This is a genomic window from Curtobacterium sp. SP.BCo (assembly GCF_051903265.1).
Lineage (GTDB): Bacteria > Actinomycetota > Actinomycetes > Actinomycetales > Microbacteriaceae > Curtobacterium.
Map to the genome: position 1 here is coordinate 2,985,933 of NZ_CP194337.1, position 18,376 is coordinate 3,004,308.

General features: G+C 72.9%; 19 protein-coding genes. 8 read left to right on the forward strand and 11 right to left on the reverse strand.

The features are described from left to right. Nucleotides 1-48: 48 nt before the first annotated feature. From ACRQ4B_RS14080 to ACRQ4B_RS14130, 11 genes are all read right to left on the reverse strand, one after another. Entirely contained in the window at nt 49-804 is a 756-nt protein-coding gene (locus tag ACRQ4B_RS14080) for a DUF805 domain-containing protein (protein ID WP_439692045.1), read from the reverse strand. Then, nucleotides 801-1,328 carry a DUF805 domain-containing protein gene (locus tag ACRQ4B_RS14085; RefSeq protein WP_439692046.1) on the reverse strand — a complete coding sequence of 176 codons (528 nt, stop codon included), beginning with the start codon at nt 1,326-1,328 and terminating at the stop codon, nt 801-803. The genes ACRQ4B_RS14080 and ACRQ4B_RS14085 overlap by 4 nt, the downstream gene beginning before the upstream one ends. A 59-nt stretch (nt 1,329-1,387) precedes the next feature. Next, nucleotides 1,388-1,909 carry a DUF805 domain-containing protein gene (locus tag ACRQ4B_RS14090; protein WP_439692047.1) on the reverse strand — a complete coding sequence of 174 codons (522 nt, stop codon included), beginning with the start codon at nt 1,907-1,909 and terminating at the stop codon, nt 1,388-1,390. 102 nt (nt 1,910-2,011) lie between these two features. Next, complete coding sequence (locus tag ACRQ4B_RS14095) at nt 2,012-2,575, reverse strand: DUF805 domain-containing protein (RefSeq protein ID WP_439692048.1); 564 nt, start codon at nt 2,573-2,575, stop codon at nt 2,012-2,014. A 107-nt stretch (nt 2,576-2,682) separates the two neighbouring features. Continuing rightward, nucleotides 2,683-3,615 (reverse strand): NADP-dependent oxidoreductase, encoded by a 933-nt coding sequence (locus tag ACRQ4B_RS14100; RefSeq protein WP_439692049.1) that lies wholly within the window; start codon nt 3,613-3,615, stop codon nt 2,683-2,685. Between the two features lie 187 nt (nt 3,616-3,802). Next, nucleotides 3,803-4,537 carry a hypothetical protein gene (locus ACRQ4B_RS14105; RefSeq protein ID WP_439692050.1) on the reverse strand — a complete coding sequence of 245 codons (735 nt, stop codon included), beginning with the start codon at nt 4,535-4,537 and terminating at the stop codon, nt 3,803-3,805. Nucleotides 4,538-4,649: 112 nt separating this feature from the next. Further along, complete coding sequence (locus ACRQ4B_RS14110; protein WP_439692051.1) at nt 4,650-5,342, reverse strand: hypothetical protein; 693 nt, start codon at nt 5,340-5,342, stop codon at nt 4,650-4,652. A 40-nt stretch (nt 5,343-5,382) separates the two neighbouring features. After that, a complete protein-coding gene (locus ACRQ4B_RS14115) occupies nt 5,383-7,482 on the reverse strand; it encodes a Tox-REase-5 domain-containing protein (RefSeq protein ID WP_439692052.1) in 2,100 nt (699 codons plus the stop codon). A gap of 16 nt (nt 7,483-7,498) precedes the next feature. Continuing rightward, entirely contained in the window at nt 7,499-7,882 is a 384-nt protein-coding gene (locus ACRQ4B_RS14120; protein ID WP_439692053.1) for a DUF6507 family protein, read from the reverse strand. Between the two features lies 1 nt (nt 7,883). Continuing rightward, on the reverse strand, nt 7,884-8,201 hold the full coding sequence (locus ACRQ4B_RS14125) for a pore-forming ESAT-6 family protein (RefSeq protein WP_092095528.1): 318 nt from the start codon (nt 8,199-8,201) through the stop codon (nt 7,884-7,886). A gap of 27 nt (nt 8,202-8,228) precedes the next feature. Next, a complete protein-coding gene (locus ACRQ4B_RS14130) occupies nt 8,229-8,564 on the reverse strand; it encodes a WXG100 family type VII secretion target (protein ID WP_079236509.1) in 336 nt (111 codons plus the stop codon). A 131-nt stretch (nt 8,565-8,695) separates the two neighbouring features. Between ACRQ4B_RS14130 and ACRQ4B_RS14135 the strand changes: the two genes are divergently transcribed. The 8 genes from ACRQ4B_RS14135 to ACRQ4B_RS14170 are packed head-to-tail and all read left to right on the forward strand — an operon-like array spanning nt 8,696 to nt 18,343. Further along, a complete protein-coding gene (locus ACRQ4B_RS14135) occupies nt 8,696-9,784 on the forward strand; it encodes an FHA domain-containing protein (protein ID WP_439692054.1) in 1,089 nt (362 codons plus the stop codon). Beyond that, nucleotides 9,781-10,890, forward strand: a complete 1,110-nt coding sequence (locus ACRQ4B_RS14140) for a DUF6177 family protein (RefSeq protein ID WP_439692055.1) — start codon at nt 9,781-9,783, stop codon at nt 10,888-10,890. The genes ACRQ4B_RS14135 and ACRQ4B_RS14140 overlap by 4 nt, the downstream gene beginning before the upstream one ends. Then, nucleotides 10,874-11,119 carry a hypothetical protein gene (locus ACRQ4B_RS14145; RefSeq protein WP_439692056.1) on the forward strand — a complete coding sequence of 82 codons (246 nt, stop codon included), beginning with the start codon at nt 10,874-10,876 and terminating at the stop codon, nt 11,117-11,119. Before ACRQ4B_RS14140 ends, ACRQ4B_RS14145 begins: the two co-directional genes overlap by 17 nt. After that, nucleotides 11,116-12,483 carry an EsaB/YukD family protein gene (locus ACRQ4B_RS14150; protein ID WP_439692057.1) on the forward strand — a complete coding sequence of 456 codons (1,368 nt, stop codon included), beginning with the start codon at nt 11,116-11,118 and terminating at the stop codon, nt 12,481-12,483. Before ACRQ4B_RS14145 ends, ACRQ4B_RS14150 begins: the two co-directional genes overlap by 4 nt. Before the next feature lie 2 nt (nt 12,484-12,485). Further along, nucleotides 12,486-13,346, forward strand: coding sequence for a hypothetical protein (locus ACRQ4B_RS14155; protein WP_439692058.1), 861 nt, complete (start codon nt 12,486-12,488; stop codon nt 13,344-13,346). Beyond that, a complete protein-coding gene (gene eccCa, locus ACRQ4B_RS14160) occupies nt 13,343-17,401 on the forward strand; it encodes a type VII secretion protein EccCa (protein WP_439692059.1) in 4,059 nt (1,352 codons plus the stop codon). Before ACRQ4B_RS14155 ends, eccCa begins: the two co-directional genes overlap by 4 nt. After that, entirely contained in the window at nt 17,391-17,738 is a 348-nt protein-coding gene (locus ACRQ4B_RS14165) for a hypothetical protein (RefSeq protein ID WP_439692060.1), read from the forward strand. Before eccCa ends, ACRQ4B_RS14165 begins: the two co-directional genes overlap by 11 nt. Beyond that, nucleotides 17,735-18,343 carry a hypothetical protein gene (locus ACRQ4B_RS14170; RefSeq protein ID WP_439692061.1) on the forward strand — a complete coding sequence of 203 codons (609 nt, stop codon included), beginning with the start codon at nt 17,735-17,737 and terminating at the stop codon, nt 18,341-18,343. Before ACRQ4B_RS14165 ends, ACRQ4B_RS14170 begins: the two co-directional genes overlap by 4 nt. Nucleotides 18,344-18,376: the final 33 nt, after the last annotated feature.

The following is an 18,376-nucleotide window of genomic DNA, read 5'->3' on the forward strand; positions in this document are numbered from 1 at the left end:
CTCCCCTGACGGGGAGGGCCGCTTCGTCGTGTCGACAGTGGGCGGGCGTCAGCCCATGTCCGGCCGGTCGTACTGCGCGCCCGCCGGGTTCGGGGCGAGGCACCCGAAGACGATCGCGACGATGCCGACGAACAGGGCGATGATCCAGAACGGACCGGCGAGGTTCGCGTCGTGCACGCGGCGCCACCCGAGCGCGATGTTCGGGACGAGGGTGCCGAGCGCCCAGATGCCGTACAGCGCCAGCAGGATGAAGATCCAGGCCGGCGGCGACCCCACGCTGTGGGAGTACCCGTACTCGTCGGTCACCTGGCTCGAGACGCTCCACGAGATGATGCCGGCGATGAACCCGCCGTAGAGCACGATCGTCACGATGGCGTTCGCGAGGATCCAGTACCAGTACTCGCTCCGGCTGGCCCGGCCGTCGAAGCGGGCGTACTTCTTGAAGAACCGGGTGAACGCGTCGAGGAACCCGATGCCGTACCAGGGGGCCCAGAGCGGCGGGGTGCCGTCCGGTCCGACCGGGATCGGCTGCGCGTACTGCGGGTACGGCTCGGCGTAGGGCTGCTGGCCGGAGCCGGGCTGCTGGCCGTAGGGCTGCTGGCCGTAGGGCTGCTGGCCGTACGGCTGCTGGCCGTAGCCGGGCTGCTGGTCGTACGGCTGCTGGCCGGAGCCGGGCTGCTGGCCGTAGCCGGGCTGCTGGCCGTACGGCTGCTCGCCGGAAGGCTGGTGACCGGAAGGCTGCTGGCCAAAGCCAGGCTGGTCGCCGTCCGGCTGCCCCCACTGCGGCGTCTGGTCGTTGCTCATCGGACTCCCTCCGGTCGGTCGTAGCGGGCGCCCTCGGGATTGGACGGCAGGAGGCCGAACACGATCCCGACGATCCCGACGAACACCGCGATGATCCACAGCGCGCCGGCCAGGTTCGCGTCGTGCAGTCGTCGCCAGCCGAGTGCGAGGGTCGGCACGATCGTCGCGAGCCACCACACCGTCGGGAGCACGAAGAGCGCCCAGAACCAAGGCGCCGGTGCCTGCGCGACGCGGTACACGTTGCCGTCGCCGAAGTCGACCGTGTCGTACTCGATGGTCGACCACCGCAGCGCGATGATCACGCCGAGGAGCACGAACGAGACGACGACGTTCAGCAGGTACGCCCACCAGAACTCGCTGCGGCTCGCGCGCCCGCTGAACGTGGCGTACTTCGTGAAGAACCGCGCGACGGCGCGCCCGAAGGAGATGCCGTAGTACGGCGCCCATCGTGGCGGCGCACCGTCGTGTACGGCCGGGGCCGGCGGTTGTGTGGTCGGGCCCTGCGTCCCGTGCAGCTCGGTCATGGTTCCCCCTCGTGTTTCGGTCGAGATTCCGGACTCGATCCAACCAGATCGAGCGGCGGTCAGCCCCGTCCGTCGGGACGGTCGAACCGTTCGCCCGCGGGGTTCGACGGCAGGAACATCATGATGAAGACCGCGATCGCACCGAAGAACGGGATGAGGAGCAGGAGCGCGAGCAGGCCGCTGAGGTTCGCGTCGTGCAGGCGGCGCACGATCAGCGCCAGCGTCGGGATGATGAGGGCGAGGCCGATGATCCACAACGCGGTTCCCGCGAGCGGGTTCGTCGACATCGTCGAGAAGCCGACGGAGGTCGACGAGGTCGTGGTGGTGGTCGTCCCGGTCGCGGCGGTGAGGATGCCCGTGATGATCGATCCGACCGTCCCGATGATGACGCTCCAGAGGTACCACCACCAGTACTCGCTGCGGCTCGCGCGCCCGCTGAACGTCGCGTACTTCTTGAAGAACCGCGTGAACGCCTTGCCGAAGGAGATCCCGTGGTACGGCGCCCAGAGCGGCGGCTCACCGCCGGCGGTCGCTGCTGGCTGCTGGCCGTACGGCTGCTGCGTCGGGTACTGGTCGCTCACGGGGTCCCCCTGCGTGTCGGCTGATGTGGTCGGCTCAGATTCAACCAGAACGACGACACCCCCGTCAGCGTGTGACGGGGGTGTCGAGGGCGTGCCGCGTGGTCAGCCGCGATCCGGCCGGTCGTACTGCTGGCCCTGCGGGACGGTCCCGAGCAGTCCGACGATCAGCGAGAACAGGATGCCGATCGGCGGGATGATGAAGAACAGCGCGAACAGGCCGCTGAGGTTCACGTCGTGCAGCCGGCGCACGGTCAGGGCGATGAACCCGATGAAGGTGGCCAAGCCCCAGAGCCGGACGAGCTGGCTCGACCAGTCGTGCGCGAAGGGCAGGAAGCCGAAGGCCGACCCGACGATCCCGACCGCCACCGACCCGATGACGTACCAGAGCGCCCAGAACCAGAACTCGCTCTTGCTCGCGCGGCCGTCGAACCGGACGTACTTCTTCCAGAAGCGGGGGAACGCCTGCGGGAACGGGATCCCGTACCAGGGAGCCCACAGCGGCGGCTGTCCCTGCTGCTGGCCGTTCGGCGTCGGAGCCCCGTACGGGTTCTGAGCGCCGTACGGCTGCTGGCCGTAGGGGTCCTGCCCGTACGGGTTCTGGCCGTACGGGTTCTGGCCGTACGGGTTCTGGTCCTGGCCGGAGGGCGGCGGGTACTGGTTGCTCACTGGTTCGATCCTTCCGGCTGCCTGTCGGCGCCCACGCTGTCGATGCACACAGAGTCAAGCACGACCCGGGCGGCGGACGCGTCACCCCAGCGGAGGACCTTGCTCGGTCACGGGAGCAACGCGAGCTTCCCGCCGGGGTGCTGCGACTCCAGCAGTTCGGCGGCGGCCTTCGCCTCGGCCAGCGGAAACGTCCGAGCCACCGGCACCTCCAGCTGCCCCGCCGCCGCGAGGTCGATGAGGCGCTGACGGACCGAGTCCCGGAACGCCTTGCTCTCCGGCTGGGCACCGCCCACCGCCCGGAACCCCTCCTGCGCGGCTCGGTCCGGCGCGGCGATCGTCACGATGCGGTCGCGGTCCGCGACCAGCGCGAGCGACACGTCGACGGCCGCGGCGGTCCCCACGCAGTCCAGTGCCACGTCGACACCGGAGGGTGCGACTTCCCGGATCCGCGCCTCCAGGCCGTCGCCGTACGCGACCCACTCGCCACCGAAGCGTCGCACCGTGTCGGCGTTGCGGTCTGACGCGGTGCCGATGACGCGCGCGCCCAGCGGGCGCAGCTGCTGCAGGACGGCCACGCCGACCGCGCCGGACGCGCCGTGCACGAGCACGGTGTCGCGGCCCTCGGCACGGGTGACGCGGATCATGTCGGCGGCCGTCGTGCCGGCGAGGAGGAGGTTCGCGGCCTGCGGGAAGTCGAGCGCGGCGGGCTTGGCGAACACGTCCGCGGCCGGGACGGTGATGCGCTCCGCCCAGCCCCCGGCGACGCGGAAAGCGAGGACCTCGTCGCCGACCGCTCCCCCGCCAGAGGCGATCTCGGTGTCCGGGCCGACCGCGCTGAGGACGCCTGCGACCTCGTACCCGACCGGTATCGGCAGGTCGGACGGGTCGCCCTGCCGGGTGTGCTTCGTGTCCGCGGGGTTCACGCCGGCAGCGCGGACGTCGATCGTGACCTCACCGCGGCCGGGCGCGGGGACCTCGACGTCGACGTACTCGAGGACTTCGCTGCCGCCGAACCGCGGGGCCACCCAGTGCTTCGTCATGTGGTGGACGGTACGCCCGGAGCCTGCCGCGATCCGGTGACGCCGTTCGCTTGCAGCGCCTACGCCCCGGACGTGTTCGCACAACCGAAGTCGGATCGAACCGCTGCACCACCTGGTTCGAGCGAACGACGGTCGTGCGAGATTCCGCCGGCGAGCGTCGGCTGCCTGGTCAGGGCCGGTGTGGCAGTCACTCGGTCGACAGCGCTGCCCGTGGGATCGTCTCGATACCGTTCGCCCGCAGCGACGCACGGACCTCGTGCGCAGCCGACGACGAGTCGAGCGCGTCGTCGGCGTCGAGGTAGGCGCCCTGTGCTTCGGCTGTCGCAGTGACGCCCGAGGTGACGGTCTCGACGGCTCCTACTCGACGGGACACCCATGCTCGCTGGCCGATGATCGGCGTGAACCTGCCCGAATCCTCGGTCGCGCGGGCAGCGTCCCGGTCGTGGGCGGCTGCGGTGTCCGGGTCCCACGACCGGACGATCGCTCGGAGCACGGCTTCGACGAGCTCGACCGTCGGCACCCGCGTCTCCCCGTCGATCTTCGGACCCGTGACCGTGGCCATCACCGAGTTGGCTGGCCGACGGCGGCCTCGGATCGTTGCACCGACCCGCAAGCTGAGGGACACGAACCCCCACTCCCCCGCGCGACTCGCCAGCACGTTGTAGCCGTGGGTCGGCCACTCCGTCCCGTCGTCGGCTCGCTCCACCGCACCCCGGACCACATCGGTCAGCGACGCCGCGTCGTACTCGTCGACGAGCCCGACACCATCGACGTTCCAGGGTCGTCGGTCTCCGAGCGCGGCGTCGATGTCCTGCAACAGCGCGGACAAGGATTCCGCAAGGCCGGTCACCTCCGCCGGGCGTCCGTCCCACGCTGCCCGCACGAGCACCCGGTCGCCACGGACCCAGTTCGGGTAGTTCATCGTCCTCGATCCAGCTCGTTCGTCAGACACGCGGCGTGGAGTTCACCGTGCGGCCGACCGAACTCGGTACCCGAGCGAGCGTCGGGATCGCCTCGGACGCCCCGACGCCGGATCAGGCAGCGCGGGTGATCTCGGTGACCTCGTTGGCCTGGAGAGTCGCCCACACCTCACGCACAGCCGATTCGGAGTCCAAGGCGTCGTCAGCCGTCAGGTAGCTGCCTCCGTCCGCCCGCTCGACGTGTACTCCAGACGTCGAGGTCTCGACGGCCCCGAGCCGATCCGACACCCAGGTGCGCTGCCCGATCACCGGTGCGAACTTCCCTCGTCCCTCGGAAGCGATTGCCCCAGCGTCGTCGTACACGGCTGCGGAGTCGGGGTCCCAAGCTCGAGCGAGTCCGCGGAGGACGCCCTCGGCGAGATCCGCGTCGATCGACAGACGATTCCCTTCTCGCAGCGGCCCAGCGATGGTGACCTGAACCCCGTTCGCCGGCATGCGGCGGACGATCTTCGCGGACCCGACCCGGAAGCGGATCGAGATGAACCCGGCGCTCCCCTCTCGCGCGAGGTTGAGCACGTAGCCGCGTGTTGGGAACTCGATTCCCTCGGCGTCCCGGAAGACGTGCGCGGACACGACGGGCGTGAGTGACGAAGGTTCGGTGGACACGACGCGGTCGTCTTCCTCGACGAGCGCCCACCGGGCGCCCGCTCCGAGGAGTTCGTCGTAGGCGGCGACCTGGACAGCGATGCGCTCTGCCAGCGCTCCGGGTTCCTCTCCACGAGCATCCCACACGGCTCGAGCCGTCACCTGCGTCGTCCGTAACCAAGACGGGAAGGGCATGGACCGGCTACTCCGTTCTCATCGGCGTGAAGATGACCGTCAGATCATCCCCGTCGATTCCGGCTCCGCGCAGCAGGCGACGGACAGCGTCCGCGGCGTACGGATCTGACACGTGCCATTCTAGCCGAGCGCCGTCCGGAAGCGCAGCGAGCTGGTCTTCAGCCTGCTCGATCATCTTCGGGATCCGCTTGCTCCAGTAGGGACCGGCCGGGTCCGCGAACGCGATCCCTCGGCTGAAGGCCTTGGCATCGAGGAAGACCTCCTGCGGCGGATGACCCCGCTCGGTCATACCGTCGAAATCCACCGTCGTGCCGTCTTCGGTGAACAGACGGTACTCCGGTAGTTTGCCGTCCGCCGTCCGCTCGACGCCCGCGATCTGCGCCTGGTAGTCGGCCCAAGGACGGTCCGCTCGCCCGAAGTACTTCCATCCAGACTCGTGCGTCGCTTGGTCGTACGTCTCCCGCGGGACGTGGGGCGTCGGTTCACCGGGCCGCAGTGGATCGCCTGAGGCGTACTGGTCGCCTCTGGTCGGATCGAAGGTGTCTGGCCGTGGAACCGGCCGGGTCTCGGGCGGAGGGTTGTGATCGCCGCCGGCAGGCGGAGCAGGCCGGTCACCTCCTGGAGAGGAGTCGTGCCCAGAGCCGTCGTGCTGCCCCTCGCTTCCGGCGCCATCGGTCGCCGGGCCCTCGTCCCCTGAGCCGACCGGATGGCCGGACTCACCGGACGAGCCGCCGTGCCCGGATCCCCCGGTCGACCCGGAGTCCGAGCCACCGCCGTGTGTCGTGGTGGTCTCCCCGTGCCCGCCGTGCCCACCGGCCCCGACCAGCTCTGGCTCGCGCACCGGCGGCGCCTCGACCGTCGAACCACCGCCGTGCGCGGTCGCGTCGACGCCGGACTCCGAACGCGCCGGCGGCACGTCGACGTCGCCGCCGTGGTGCCCGTGCAGGAAGTCACCGAGGCCGGTCTTGAAGTCGGCGATCTTGCCCGTGAAGCCGTGCAGCGAGTCGCCGAGCCCGGCCGAGACGATGCCCTTCAGGTCCCCGAGCTTCGGCAGCACGGACGTCAGGCCCTTCGAGGCCCAGGCCCCGGCGTCGACGAGGTCGAGGAACTTGCCCGCCTTGCCGACGGTCCCCGCGACCTCACCCACCTTGCCGAGCGCACCGACCTTGCCGACCTCGCCGGCGACCGGGATGAGCAGCGAGCCGACGCCCCAGATCGCCTGCCCGGCGGCCGTGCCCGGGTCCTTCGCCCACTCGTCCCAGCCGACGGTGGCCTTGCCGAGACCCTTCCAGGCCTCGCCGGCGTTGCCCCAGCTCCAGGAGCCGTCCGCGGCGCTGTAGCCGATGAGCGACCCCATGCCCTTCCACGAGTCGGTGAGGGTGTCGAGGTGCCAGCCGGTGCCGTCGATCCCGACGAGCATGCCGAGGCCCTGCACGGTGCCCCAGATCCCGTCGACGACGACGCCCTTGAGCAGGTTCGGCACGAAGTACAGCGTCTTCTCGCCGCAGCTCTCCTTGCGGGCCTCGGCGGTCCCCCACGGCAGCTCGGTGCCCATCGGGAGTTCCTTGTACCCGTAGCCGAGCGCGTCGTCCGGGTCGTCCCCCGTCATCGCGTGCAGGGCCGGCAGGCCGGAGAGCCCGCGGATCGTGTTGGCGCAGGTCCGTTCGGCGGCCTGGTAGGCCACGACCTGGTTGGCGACGCCGTTGATGATGTCGTTGTTCTCGCCGTTGAGGGTCTCGTCCTCGTCCCAGGCGCCGTCGTGCTGCTCGACGTCCGCGTGCAGCTGGTTGCCGCGGGTGACGTAGGTCTTGAGCTTCGCGACGATCGGCGTGACCTCGGTCACGAAGTCGTCCAGCGCCTTCGCGACCTTGTCGAGGTCGTCACCGAACGAGGTGCCCTGCGGCACGATCGGTGTCATCGCGTCGTACAGGTCCTGGTCGCCCGGACCCTCGTACGAGTTCGAGATCGGCGTCCACGCGGTGTGGATCTCCGACGTCCCGTCGCGGACGGCCGACGCCACCGTGCGCAGCTTCCCGGCCCCGGCGGTGATGCCGGACGTGTCGACGTCGGTGTACGGGATCTCCCCGACGTCGACCAGTCCACTCATCCCGATCGTCCCCCTGCTAGTTCGCGCCCGGCGCGCCGTCGAACGCCGAGAAGTTGCCGTTCCTCGCCGCCGCGACCGCGTTGGCCTGCGTGGTCGCGGCCATCTCGTCGTCACCGTCGATGACGGCCTGGGTCGCCCCGGAAGCACCGAGCAACGATGCGCGGACCCGGTTCTGGATGCCCGTCAGGGTCGCCTTCCGGTGCTCGAAGAACCCGGCGATCGCCTCGCCGACGACCTGCGACTGCGCGGCGGTCGCCGCGTCCTGCACGATCGTGTCCACGCCCTGGACGGAGCCGTCCTCCGAGCCCCCGAGGGCGGTGGACATGGTGATCGTGCGGTCCGAGACCGCCGTCAGGACGCTCTGGACGCCCGCGGGGTCGACCCGCCAGCCGTCGACCACGTCAGCCGATGTTGCCGACGGCGGACTTCGCCTTGCTGATGGCGGACTGCGCGGACTCGTCGTTCGACTGCAGCGAGGCGCGCAGCGTTGCGATGATCTGCTTGACCTCGCCCGCGACGGTGTTCCAGCGCTGTTCCTTCGCGTGGTACTCGTCGGAGACGCCGTCGGCCTGGTAGTCGGCCATCGCGGCCTTCACGTCCGAGTCACGCTGCGCGATGAGCGCCTCGAGCTGGGCCGCGACGGCGTTGAAGTTGTCCTGCGCGTTCTGCGACGCCGCGACGTCGTAGTCGCGACGATCTGCCTGGTTGCCACCGCTCATGGTGTTCTCCCTCTCCCCGAAGATCCGTCAGGCGCGGCCGCTGAAGCGGGCCGCGTCGAAGTTGGAGCTGCCCTCGAGCGAGCTCGTGGACTGCGCCATGTCCTGGTCGCCTTCCTGGAACGAGCGGTCCATGCCCGAGATGCCCTGGAGCACGCTCGCGAGCGCACCGTTCAGCTCGTTGGCGATGGTGTCCGTCTCGGACTTGAAGCGGTCGAACGCCGCACGGCCCGCGCCGTTGAAGCGGCCCTGCAGCGGCTCGGCCGAGTCGGCGAGCTTCCGGACCAGGGTCCCCAGGTCACCGGAAGCGCCGGACGTCTGCTTGGTCAGGTTGGTGAGGACCTGTGCCCCCATCGCGAACTTCATCGCTCATCCTCTCTGTCGTCTTCCCCCCACCCCAGTACGGGTGACAGCGAACGAGAGCAGCCTAGACCACGCAACGACACGCGTCACGTCCCCCTTCTGACATGATCGGACGTGCCGATGGGAGGTGAGGCATGTCGTCGTTCGTCGTCGAGACGGTCGTCCCGGTCATGACCTGTGGACGGTGCGGTGCCGCGTCCACGCAGGGCCAGCGGTTCTGCACCGACTGCGGCGCGCTGCTCGGCCGGACCGTCGCGTCCTCCGGGTACGACGCACTGCGTGACGTCGCGGTCGCCGGAGCGGGCACCGTGGCGCTCGCCCGCCTCGTCGACGTCGTCGTCTGCCTGCTCGGCGGTGCCGCGGGCACCGCACTCCTCTTCCTGGCGCACACCGCGGTGCCCTCGTCGGACCCGGTCGGCACCGCGATCGCCGGAGCCGTGCTCGGGATCGTCGTGACGGCCGCGATCGTGGCGATCCGCGCCTCCCGGACCGGCCGTGGGCCCGGCGGCCTGCTCACCGGCACCCGCGTCGTCGACGTGGAGGACGCCCTGCCCGCCGGTCCGGTCCGTCAGCTGGCGCGGCTCCGCCGCGGTCCGCACCGTCGCGCGACCGGGTCCGGGCCGTGGGCCGCCGCGACCGGCACCCTCACCGCGTCGCTGCGCGCCGGCCGCGAACCGCTCTCGCCCGCCGTCCCCGCGCTCGGCACCGCCTTCGGGCCCGCGGCGTCCGCCGGCGTCCGTCCCGGGTCGGCACCTGCACCCCTGACTGGAGGCGCGGCACCGGTCGGTCTCGACGCCACGCGTCGGTCCGGTGGTGACTCCACCGCCGTGGCCGACTTCGCGGACGTGCCCCCACCGGCGGCGCCGCTGGCCGACGAGTCCGTCCCGGCGGACGCCGCGGTGCTCCGCTTCGACTCCGGCGCGCTGCACTGGTTCCGCGGCACCTGCGTCGTCGGCCGGAACCCGGAGGCCGAGCCCGGTGTCGCGACGGTCGCCGTGCCGGACCTGTCGCGCACGCTCTCCAAGACGCACGTGGCGCTCGTGCAGGCCGACGGCGTCGTCCTGCTGCGCGACCTCGGTTCGACGAACGGCACCTCGGTGGTCCGGCCGGGCGGCTCCTTCGAGGACCTCGTGCCCGGCGTCGACCTCACCGTCGCCGCCGGGTCGACCGTGCGCATCGGGGACCACGCGTTCGTCGTGGACCGGGTCGGAGCGGTCACGTGACGCCCCTCCGGCAGCCGTTGCGAGACGACGTCCGCCCGGTGGCGAAGCACCCGCTCGTCGACTCGGCGGGCGACGGCAGTGTGCGGTACGAGAGCCGAGCGGGCGTCGTCCGGCTCGGCCGCGCGCAGGTGGACCTGCTCCGGAGCGCGACCGCCGCCGGGGCCCGACCGATCCTCGTGACGGACGGGCTCTCCGTCGTGACCGAGGCGTTCCGCCAGGCCCTCGTCGAGAGCGGCGGCGCCTGGGTGGTCCGCGGCGACGACGGGTTGCGCAACGGCCTGGACGGTCGTCGACTGCAGGACTTCCCGGAGGCCGTGCGAACCGGTCCGCCGACCTCCGTCGACGAGGTGGCGGTGTCGTACCTGCGCCCGGAGCGGCCCACGGCCGACCAGCTCGTCGTGTCCGCGTCCGTCCGGCACCGCGCCGCGGCCGAGACGGTGCTCGGCACGACCACCGAACTGCTCGCCACGGAGCTCACCGGCGCCGCCCCGACCGGGTGGGGCACGCACGAACCGGCCGGACGTCCGTGGGACCGGCACCAGCTCACCGCCGCCGCACGCGACCGGATGCCGGAGCCGACCCGGCTGCTGGCCGTCGGCTCGGCCGCAGCGCCGCTCGCCGTGACGATCACCGCGCAACGGACCGACCACGGCGTCGAGGAGCTCGCCACCGGCCTGCTGTCCGTCGGCGTCCCCGGTGACGCCGTGGCCGACGTCCGGGTCGCCGCGGTGCCCCAGGTGCTCGGTCGGCTGGCGATGACCCAGCTCCCGCTCTTCGCCCTGGTGCTCCGCCGACCGGGGCGGGCGGACCTCGCGCAGGCGCCGCGGATGACCCTGCCGCCGGTCCCGGTGGCGATGCTGCTCGGTGCGCCCGCGGTGCGGCAGCTCGGCGTCGACCCGGAGGCCCTGCGTGATCGCTTCGGCGCCGTCGTCGCCGGACGACCGCGGATCCCGGCCGTCGTCCTGCCGTTCGGCCGGCGACCGGACCGCAACCCGGTCGAGGAACTCGCGGCGGTGATCGAGCACCTCGGACGTGACCGGGTGGCCGATGCGGTGGGGATGGACGAGGCGACGAGGGAACAGGTGCAGCGTGCCGCGGAACAGTGACTCGATCCTGCTCGAGAGCGTCTCGACGCACCGGCGACGGCTGCGCCAGGCGTTCGTCCTCGGGCGACTCGCCGACCGCCGGCTCGTGAACGACAACGTGAAGCGGTTCATCGGCAGCGTCGTGCTCGCGGCGGTCGTCGGCGTGGGGTGCCTCGGCTACTCCTTCGTGACGAACGCCCTCGCGCAGCAGGCGGCCCAGCAGCAACAGCAACAGGAGACCACCAAGTGACCGACTTCACCCGCGTGACCGTCGTCGGCGCCGGCCGTCGCGCCGACGTCGTCGTCGCGTCCGACGAGCCGTTCGCCGGCCTGCTCCCCCGTCTGGTGGACATCCTCGACGAGCCGATCGCGGACAGCGCGCACCCGGTCGCCCTCGTGCGGGTCACCGGGGAAGAGGTCTCCCTCGCCGCGGACGCCGCCACCCAGGAGATCGCAGACGGCGAGGTGCTGCACCTCGTCCGTCGTGCGGACGCCCCGCCACCACCGGAGGTCTCCGACGTGACCGACGCCGTCGCCGATTCGCTCGGACGCCGGTCGGACGGCTGGGGCGACGCCGCACGGCAGGCCGTCGCCGCCGGGTCCGTGGGCGCCACCGCCTCGGTCGTCGGCACCCTGCTCGTCGCGGCGTTCACCGTCGCCTCGGTGCGCGCTGCCTTCGACGGCGGCGAGGTCCCGCTCGCGCTGCTCCCGTCCGTGCTCGTCGGCAGCGGGGTCGTCCTGGCGATCGCCGCGCTCATCGCCGGGCGTGCCGGTGCCCGCTGGACGGGGATCGCCCTCACCGCGGCGGCCACCGGGCTCGCGCTGCCCGTCGGCCTCGCGGTCGGGCCACTCGTCGGACGCCAGGGCGACGAGCCCGCGATGATCGCCGGTGTCGTGCTCGTCTGGGCGTGGATCGCGCTCGGCGTCGGGCTCGGCATCGGGCAGCGCGTCCGCACGATCGGCACCGCAGCCGTCGTCGGCGTCGTCCTGCCGCTGCTCGGCATGGTGACCTGGCTGACCCCCGCACCCCAGGCCGCGGGGTGGGGCGTGGTGGCGATCGCCGCGATCGTGGTCTGCGGGCTGCTGCCCTCGGCCGCGATGTCCTCGGCGGGCCTCACCGGGCTCGACGACCGGGTGAGCGGGGGCGAACCCGTGGCACGGGACCGGGTGGTCACCGCGCTCGACGACGCGTACCGGGCACTCGACTGGACGACCGCCGCGGTCGCCGCGCCGATCGCCGTCGCGGGTGCCGCCCTCGTCGCCGACCAGGACCCGTGGGCGATCGGCCTCGGTGCCGCCGTCGTCGTCGTGGCCGCGCTCCGGACCCGAGCCTTCCCCCTGACGCTGCAGGGCGTGCTGCTGTGGACCGCCGTGGTCGCCGCAGCGGTCGGTGGCCTCGTCGGGCACGCGGCGACCGCGCCGGTCGAGGTCCTCGCCGCCCTCGCCGCGGTCGGCGTCGTCGGCGCCCTGCTCGCCGGGGTGCGGCCGGCCGCCCACCAGCGTGCCCGGTTGCGGTCGCTCGGCAACGTGCTGGAGACCATCGCGGTCGTCGTCATGCTGCCCCTGCTCCTCGGCACGTTCGGCCTGTTCGCCGCACTCCTGGAGACGTTCTGACCATGCGGCTCTTCGACGACGTGGTCCCCGCACTCGGACGGGCGTTCTTCGGCAGCGTGGCCGGGGGCGCCCGCGAGCTCGACGACGCACACCGGGCGATCCGGCAGGGCGTGCCGACGAGCCGACGGATCGCCTTCGCGTCGCTGCGCGGCGGCACCGGGTGCTCCGCGACGGCCGCCGCGATCGCCACCGTGCTCGCGCGACGACGGTCCGGTCGGGTGCTCGGTGTGGACGGCGCGGCCGGCACGCGGTCGTTCGCCGCGCACGCCGGCGCGGACCGGACCGGACCGACGCCGCCCTCGGAGCGGCGCAGTGCCGCACGGACGTCCTGGGACGCGACCGACGGGCTGGCGGTGACGTCCGCCGGGCTGCACGTGCTGCGCACCGGCGACCCGAGCCTGGCGTCCCGCCAGGCGGCACCCGCCGACTGGACCGACGCCGTGGACCCGATCGCCCGCTTCTTCGACGTCGTCGTCGGCGACTGGGGCTCCCGCAGCCCGTTCGTCGACCTCGGCGCGGTCGCGGCGGACGCGCACGTCGTCGCGCTCGTCACCGGACCGGACCGTCCGTCGGTCGAGGAAGGGGTCGCGCACGCCGACGCGATCCGCCGACACGCGCCCGGCTCCCGGGTGATCGTGGTGCCCGTCGACACGACCGGTGCGGGACTGCGTGCCGCACGCACCGCCGCGGACTGGCCCGGGCACGCCGTGCACCCGATCCCGAACGACCCGAGCACCACCCGCGGCGGCGACCGCCCCACGGCCTCGCGCATCGCCCTCATCCAGCTCACCGCGGCACTGGTGGACGCCGCCGTCGACCGTCGGCCCACCGCGACCGCCACCACCCCGGAGGTGTCCCGGTGAACCGGATCGTGCACCGGCCCGCGCGGGTCTCCACACCGCTCGTCCGTCCCGACGCGGAGCAGCTCGCGCCACCGCCCCAGCTGCCCGAGGGACCGAGCGGGGGCATCCCGCTGCAGTCACTGCTGCCGGTCGTCGGCGCGATCTCGTCCGTCGTGATGATGGTCGTGCTGCGCGGCAACAACCCGGTGCTCATGGTCGTCGCCGCCCTGGTCTTCGTGGTGGCGCTGGTCGGCGGCCTCGGCATGGCGTTCACGCAGCGCGGCAACGCGGTCCGCAACCGACGCACCCAGCGCGAGCGGTACCTGGACTACCTCGAGGAACTCCGCGGTGACCTACGGGCCCGGACGACCGCCGTCCGTGAACGCGCCGAGCACGTCGACCCCGCGCCGGAGACGCTCCCCCGGCTCGTCGGCGACCCCGCCCGACTCTGGGAACGACGCCGTGCGCACGCCGACTTCCTGCGCGTCCGGGTCGGGTCCGGCGACGTCGGGTGGCTCGACCTGGCGGTCCCGCCGGACCAGAACCCGGTGCAGCCCCTGGACCCGCTCATGCTCGCCGAACTCGAGCAGGTGGCGGAGCACTACGGCACGGTGCACGCGATGCCGATCGCGCTCCGGCTCGACGACGCCGGCGACGTCTCGGTGGTCGGCGACCGGGCGGCCGTGCTCGACGTGGCCCGTGCCCTCGTCGCGCAGCTCGCCGCACTGCACGCGCCCGAGGACCTGCACCTCGCGGCGGCGTTCCCGGCCGAACGCGCCGACGACTGGGACTGGTTCGACCTGCTCCCGCACGCCCGGATGGAGCGCACCTTCGACGGGCCGCTGCGGGCACGGCGGGTGGCCGAGGACGTCCCGACCCTCGCTCGGGCGCTGGCCGGCGAGCTCGGCGAACGAGCCCGGACCGCGGCGATGTGGCGGCGGTCGGGTGACTCCGGCAAGCGCAGCGACCTGCCGCGTCTGGTGGTCTTCGCGGACGAGCACGGCAGCGTGGCGGTCCCGCTGGCCCTGCCCGAGGGCGAGACCCGACCGGAGGACCTCCGGATCACGGTCGTGCACCTCGTCGCGGACCGGTTGCACGAGCCGTCCGACGTGCGGGTGCGCGTGACGGCACGGTCGACGCCCGTCGCCGCCGGAACCGGTGCGACGACCGGGGCCACGACGACCTCGCTCGAGATCGTCGACGCCCGCGACGTCGCGGAGGGCGAGCCGGCCCCCGTCCAGGCCGCCGTGTGCGACCCGGTCGCGCCGTCCCTCGTCACCGCGGTCGCCCGTGCCCTCGCACCGTTGCGGCTCTCCGCCGACGCCGAGGAACGCGCCGAGTCGTCCGCGGCGATCGGCGTCACGGACCTGCTCGGTGTCGACGACGTCACCACCATCGACCCGGACCGGACCTGGCGACCCCGGGCGCCGCGGGACTTCCTGCGCGTGCCGATCGGCGTCGACGACTTCGGTGCCCCGCTGCTGCTCGACCTCAAGGAGTCGGCGCAGCTCGGCATGGGGCCGCACGGCATCTGCATCGGGGCGACGGGCTCCGGCAAGAGCGAGATGCTCCGCACGCTCGTCCTCGGGCTCGCGGTGTCGCACCCGCCGGAGGACCTCGCGATGATCCTCGTCGACTACAAGGGCGGCGCCGCGTTCGCACCGTTCGCACGGTTGCCGCACGTCGCTGGCCTCATCGACAACCTCGCCGACGACCCCCAGCTCACCCGGCGTGCCCGGGCGTCCATCGCCGGCGAGGTCCGCCGCCGACAGGAGATGCTCCGCGACGCCGGGGCTGCGCCGTCGATCACGCACTACCGTGAACTGCGGACGCACCGGCCCGAGCTCCCACCGATGCCGCACCTCGTGCTCGTCATCGACGAGTTCGGCGAGCTGCTCACCGCCGAACCGGAGTTCGTCGACCTGCTCCTGATGATCGGCCGCATCGGTCGGTCCATCGGCGTGCACCTGCTGCTCTCCAGCCAGCGCATCGAGGCCGGCAAGCTCCGCGGGCTGGACACGTACCTGTCGTACCGGCTCGGACTCCGCACGTTCTCGGAGGCCGAGAGCCAGGTCGTCCTGGACACCGGGGACGCCTTCCACCTGCCGGCCGTGCCCGGGTACGGGTACCTCAAGGTCGACACCAGCGTCTACACCCGCTTCCGCTCCGGCTACGTGTCCGGCCCGGTCGAGGACGCGACCCCCGCGGCCGCGATTGCGGTGTCGTCGGCCGACACCGCCCCGGAACCGTTCGAGCTGCCGGTGTACAACACGCTCGCGTCCGAGGACGACGAGCCCGGCGAGGCGATCCTCGAGACGCCCGACGTCGGCCGGAGCGTCGTGGACGAGGCGGTCGAACGGCTCGGCCGCGGTGACCGCGCGACGACGCCCGTCTGGCTCCCGCCGCTGCCGACGCGGCTCGCGCTCGGTGCCGTGCTCGACCCGAACGCGGCCACCGCGGGCAGCGGGATCACGGTGCCGATCGGGCTGCTCGACGACCCGGCACGGCAGCGGCAGCGCCCGTGGCTGCTCGACCTCACGCAGGGCGGCGGCCACGTCGCGGTGATCGGCGCGCCCGGTTCCGGCCGCACGACCTTCCTGCGCACGGTCGCGGCGTCGATCGCGCTCACGACGACCCCACGGCAGGTCAGCGTCTACGGCATGGACCTCGCCGGCGGCGGGCTCGGGCGCATCGAGGGCTTCCCGCACGTGGGCGGCGTCGCCACCCGCGCGGACCGGAACCGACTGCTGCGCCTCGTCGAGGAGCTGCAGGCGATGATCCGGCTCCGTGAGCGGGTGTTCCGCGACCACGGGATCGACTCGCTCACGATGCTCCGCACCCGGCACGCCGCCGGACGGGTGCCCGAGCTCGGTTCGGCCGACGTGGTGCTGCTCGTCGACGGCTTCGGCGTGATGCGCACCGAGTTCGAGGAGCTCGAGGACGCCTTCGGGGACCTGCTGCAGCGCGGTGGCAGCTTCGGCATCCACGTCGTCGTCGCCCTCACCCGGTGGAACGAGCTGCGTCTGGCGAACCAGCCGCTCATCGGCCAGCGGTTCGAACTGCGGCTCAACGACCCCGCCGACTCCACCATCGCCCGCGCGGCGGCCGCCACCCTGAAGTCCGGCGAGCCGGGTCGCGTGCTGACCGGCGACGAGCTGTTCGGCCAGGTCGCGCTCCCGGTCCTCGACGACGTGGACGACGGGGCGGTCGGCGACGAGCTCGCCGCCCTCGCCCAGCGCGTCGCCGACAGCTGGGGCGGTCCGGCGGCGGCACCGATCCGCCTGCTCCCGGAGTCGTTCGACCCGACCGAGCTGCCGGATGCGCTCGCCACCCCGAACACGGTGCCGTTCGCCCTGCGGCAGGACACGATGGACTTCGTGGCGTTCGACCCGTCCGTCGACCAGCACCTGCTCGTGTTCGGCGACACCGCGAGCGGCAAGACGGCGCTCCTGCGCGGGCTCGCCGCCGGGTTCATGGAACGGTCGACGCCGGACGAGCTCGTGCTCGCCTTCATGGACGTCCGTGGCGGCGCGGCCGCCGGCACCCCGGACGACTTCCTCGGCGGGCACGCGGCGAACGGCCGGGACGCCCGAGGGCTCGCGGCCGCCATCGCCGCCGAGCTCGAACAGCGTGCCGCCGGGACGTCGACCGGTCCGCGGCCGCGCATCGTGGTGCTCGTCGACGATTACGACATCGTCGCCTCGGCCGGGACGGACCCGCTCGCGCCGCTCATGCCCTACCTGCCGTCCGCGCGCGACCTCGGGCTGCACGTCGTGCTCACCCGACCGGTCGCGGGCGCCGCCCGGGCGATGTACGACACGGTGATCCAGTCCGTCCGCGACTCCGGTGCCACCGGGCTCGTGCTCAGTGGGGAACGCTCGGAGGGCCAGGTGTTCCCGAAGGTGTACGCCGAGCAGTTCCCACCCGGACGCGGCCGACTCGTGCGTCGTGGCACCGCACCGCGCATCGTGCAGGTGGCGCACTTCCCGTCGGCCCCCGCGGCCACGCCGGTGCGGGCGGACACAGCCGGCCAGACGACCGTCCTCGACCCGAAGGGAGCCGTCGATGCCCCGTGACGTCCTCATCCTGTCCGCGAACGCCCCGGAGTTCGCCCACTTCGTGGAGGCCGGTGCGGACGTCGCCCCGGACCTCCGGGTCCGGACGCTCGACGGGGGTGCGGTGACCGAGGTCGTCGACCGCCGGGGCCACGCCGTGCTCAGCGTGCAGGTCCCGGAGCTCGTCGAGAACCCGTCCGAGCTGGCGCGGCTGGCGCCCTGGTCGACAGTCGCCGTCCCGGTCTGGTGGACCGAGGCGTGGGCCCCGTGGGGTGCGGCCGGCGACGTCGGCGTCGAGATCGCACGGGGCTTCGCCGCCGCGACCGGCGCGCAGGTGCTCGTGGAGGACGGCTCGTGAGCGACCTCCCCCCGACGTCCGCCCCGCTCCCCCCGATGCCCGGATCACGTCGTGCAGCGCTGCAGCGTGCCCGGACGGTCATCGTCACCGGCGTCGCCGGCGGCACGGGGACGACCACCGTCGCGGCGCTGCTCGCGGACGCGATCGGTGGTCGGCTCGGTGTCGTCGTGCAGGCGACCGACCACTCCGGCGGCGAACTCGCCGCGCGACTGCCCTCGCTCGAGCCCGCGACCACCCGCGTCACCGTGCACGACATGGGTGCGCACGTCGGACCGGCGGCTGCGCTCGCCTCGACCCCGGAGACCTGCCTCGTCGTGGTGGGCCGCGCCACCGCCGAGGGGACGGCGGACGTGCGTGCGGCACTCGCGTCGATCGCCGAGGCCCCCGACCCGTCGCTGCTCGGCCGCTCGGTCGCGGTGCTCGTGGACCGAACCACGAGGCCGGCGACGGTGGACGTCCGGCCGGTGCGGGACACCGGGATCGCCGCGGTGTCCGTGCTGCGCGCGGACCGCGCGCTCGGCCGGCCGGGCCGGATCGAGGTCGCCGAGCTCGGCCGGCCCACGATCACGACGGTGTCGGAGCTCCTGGCCGCCCTCGGCTGGTGACGCGAGCCGCAACGGACGGGAGGCACGGTGCCA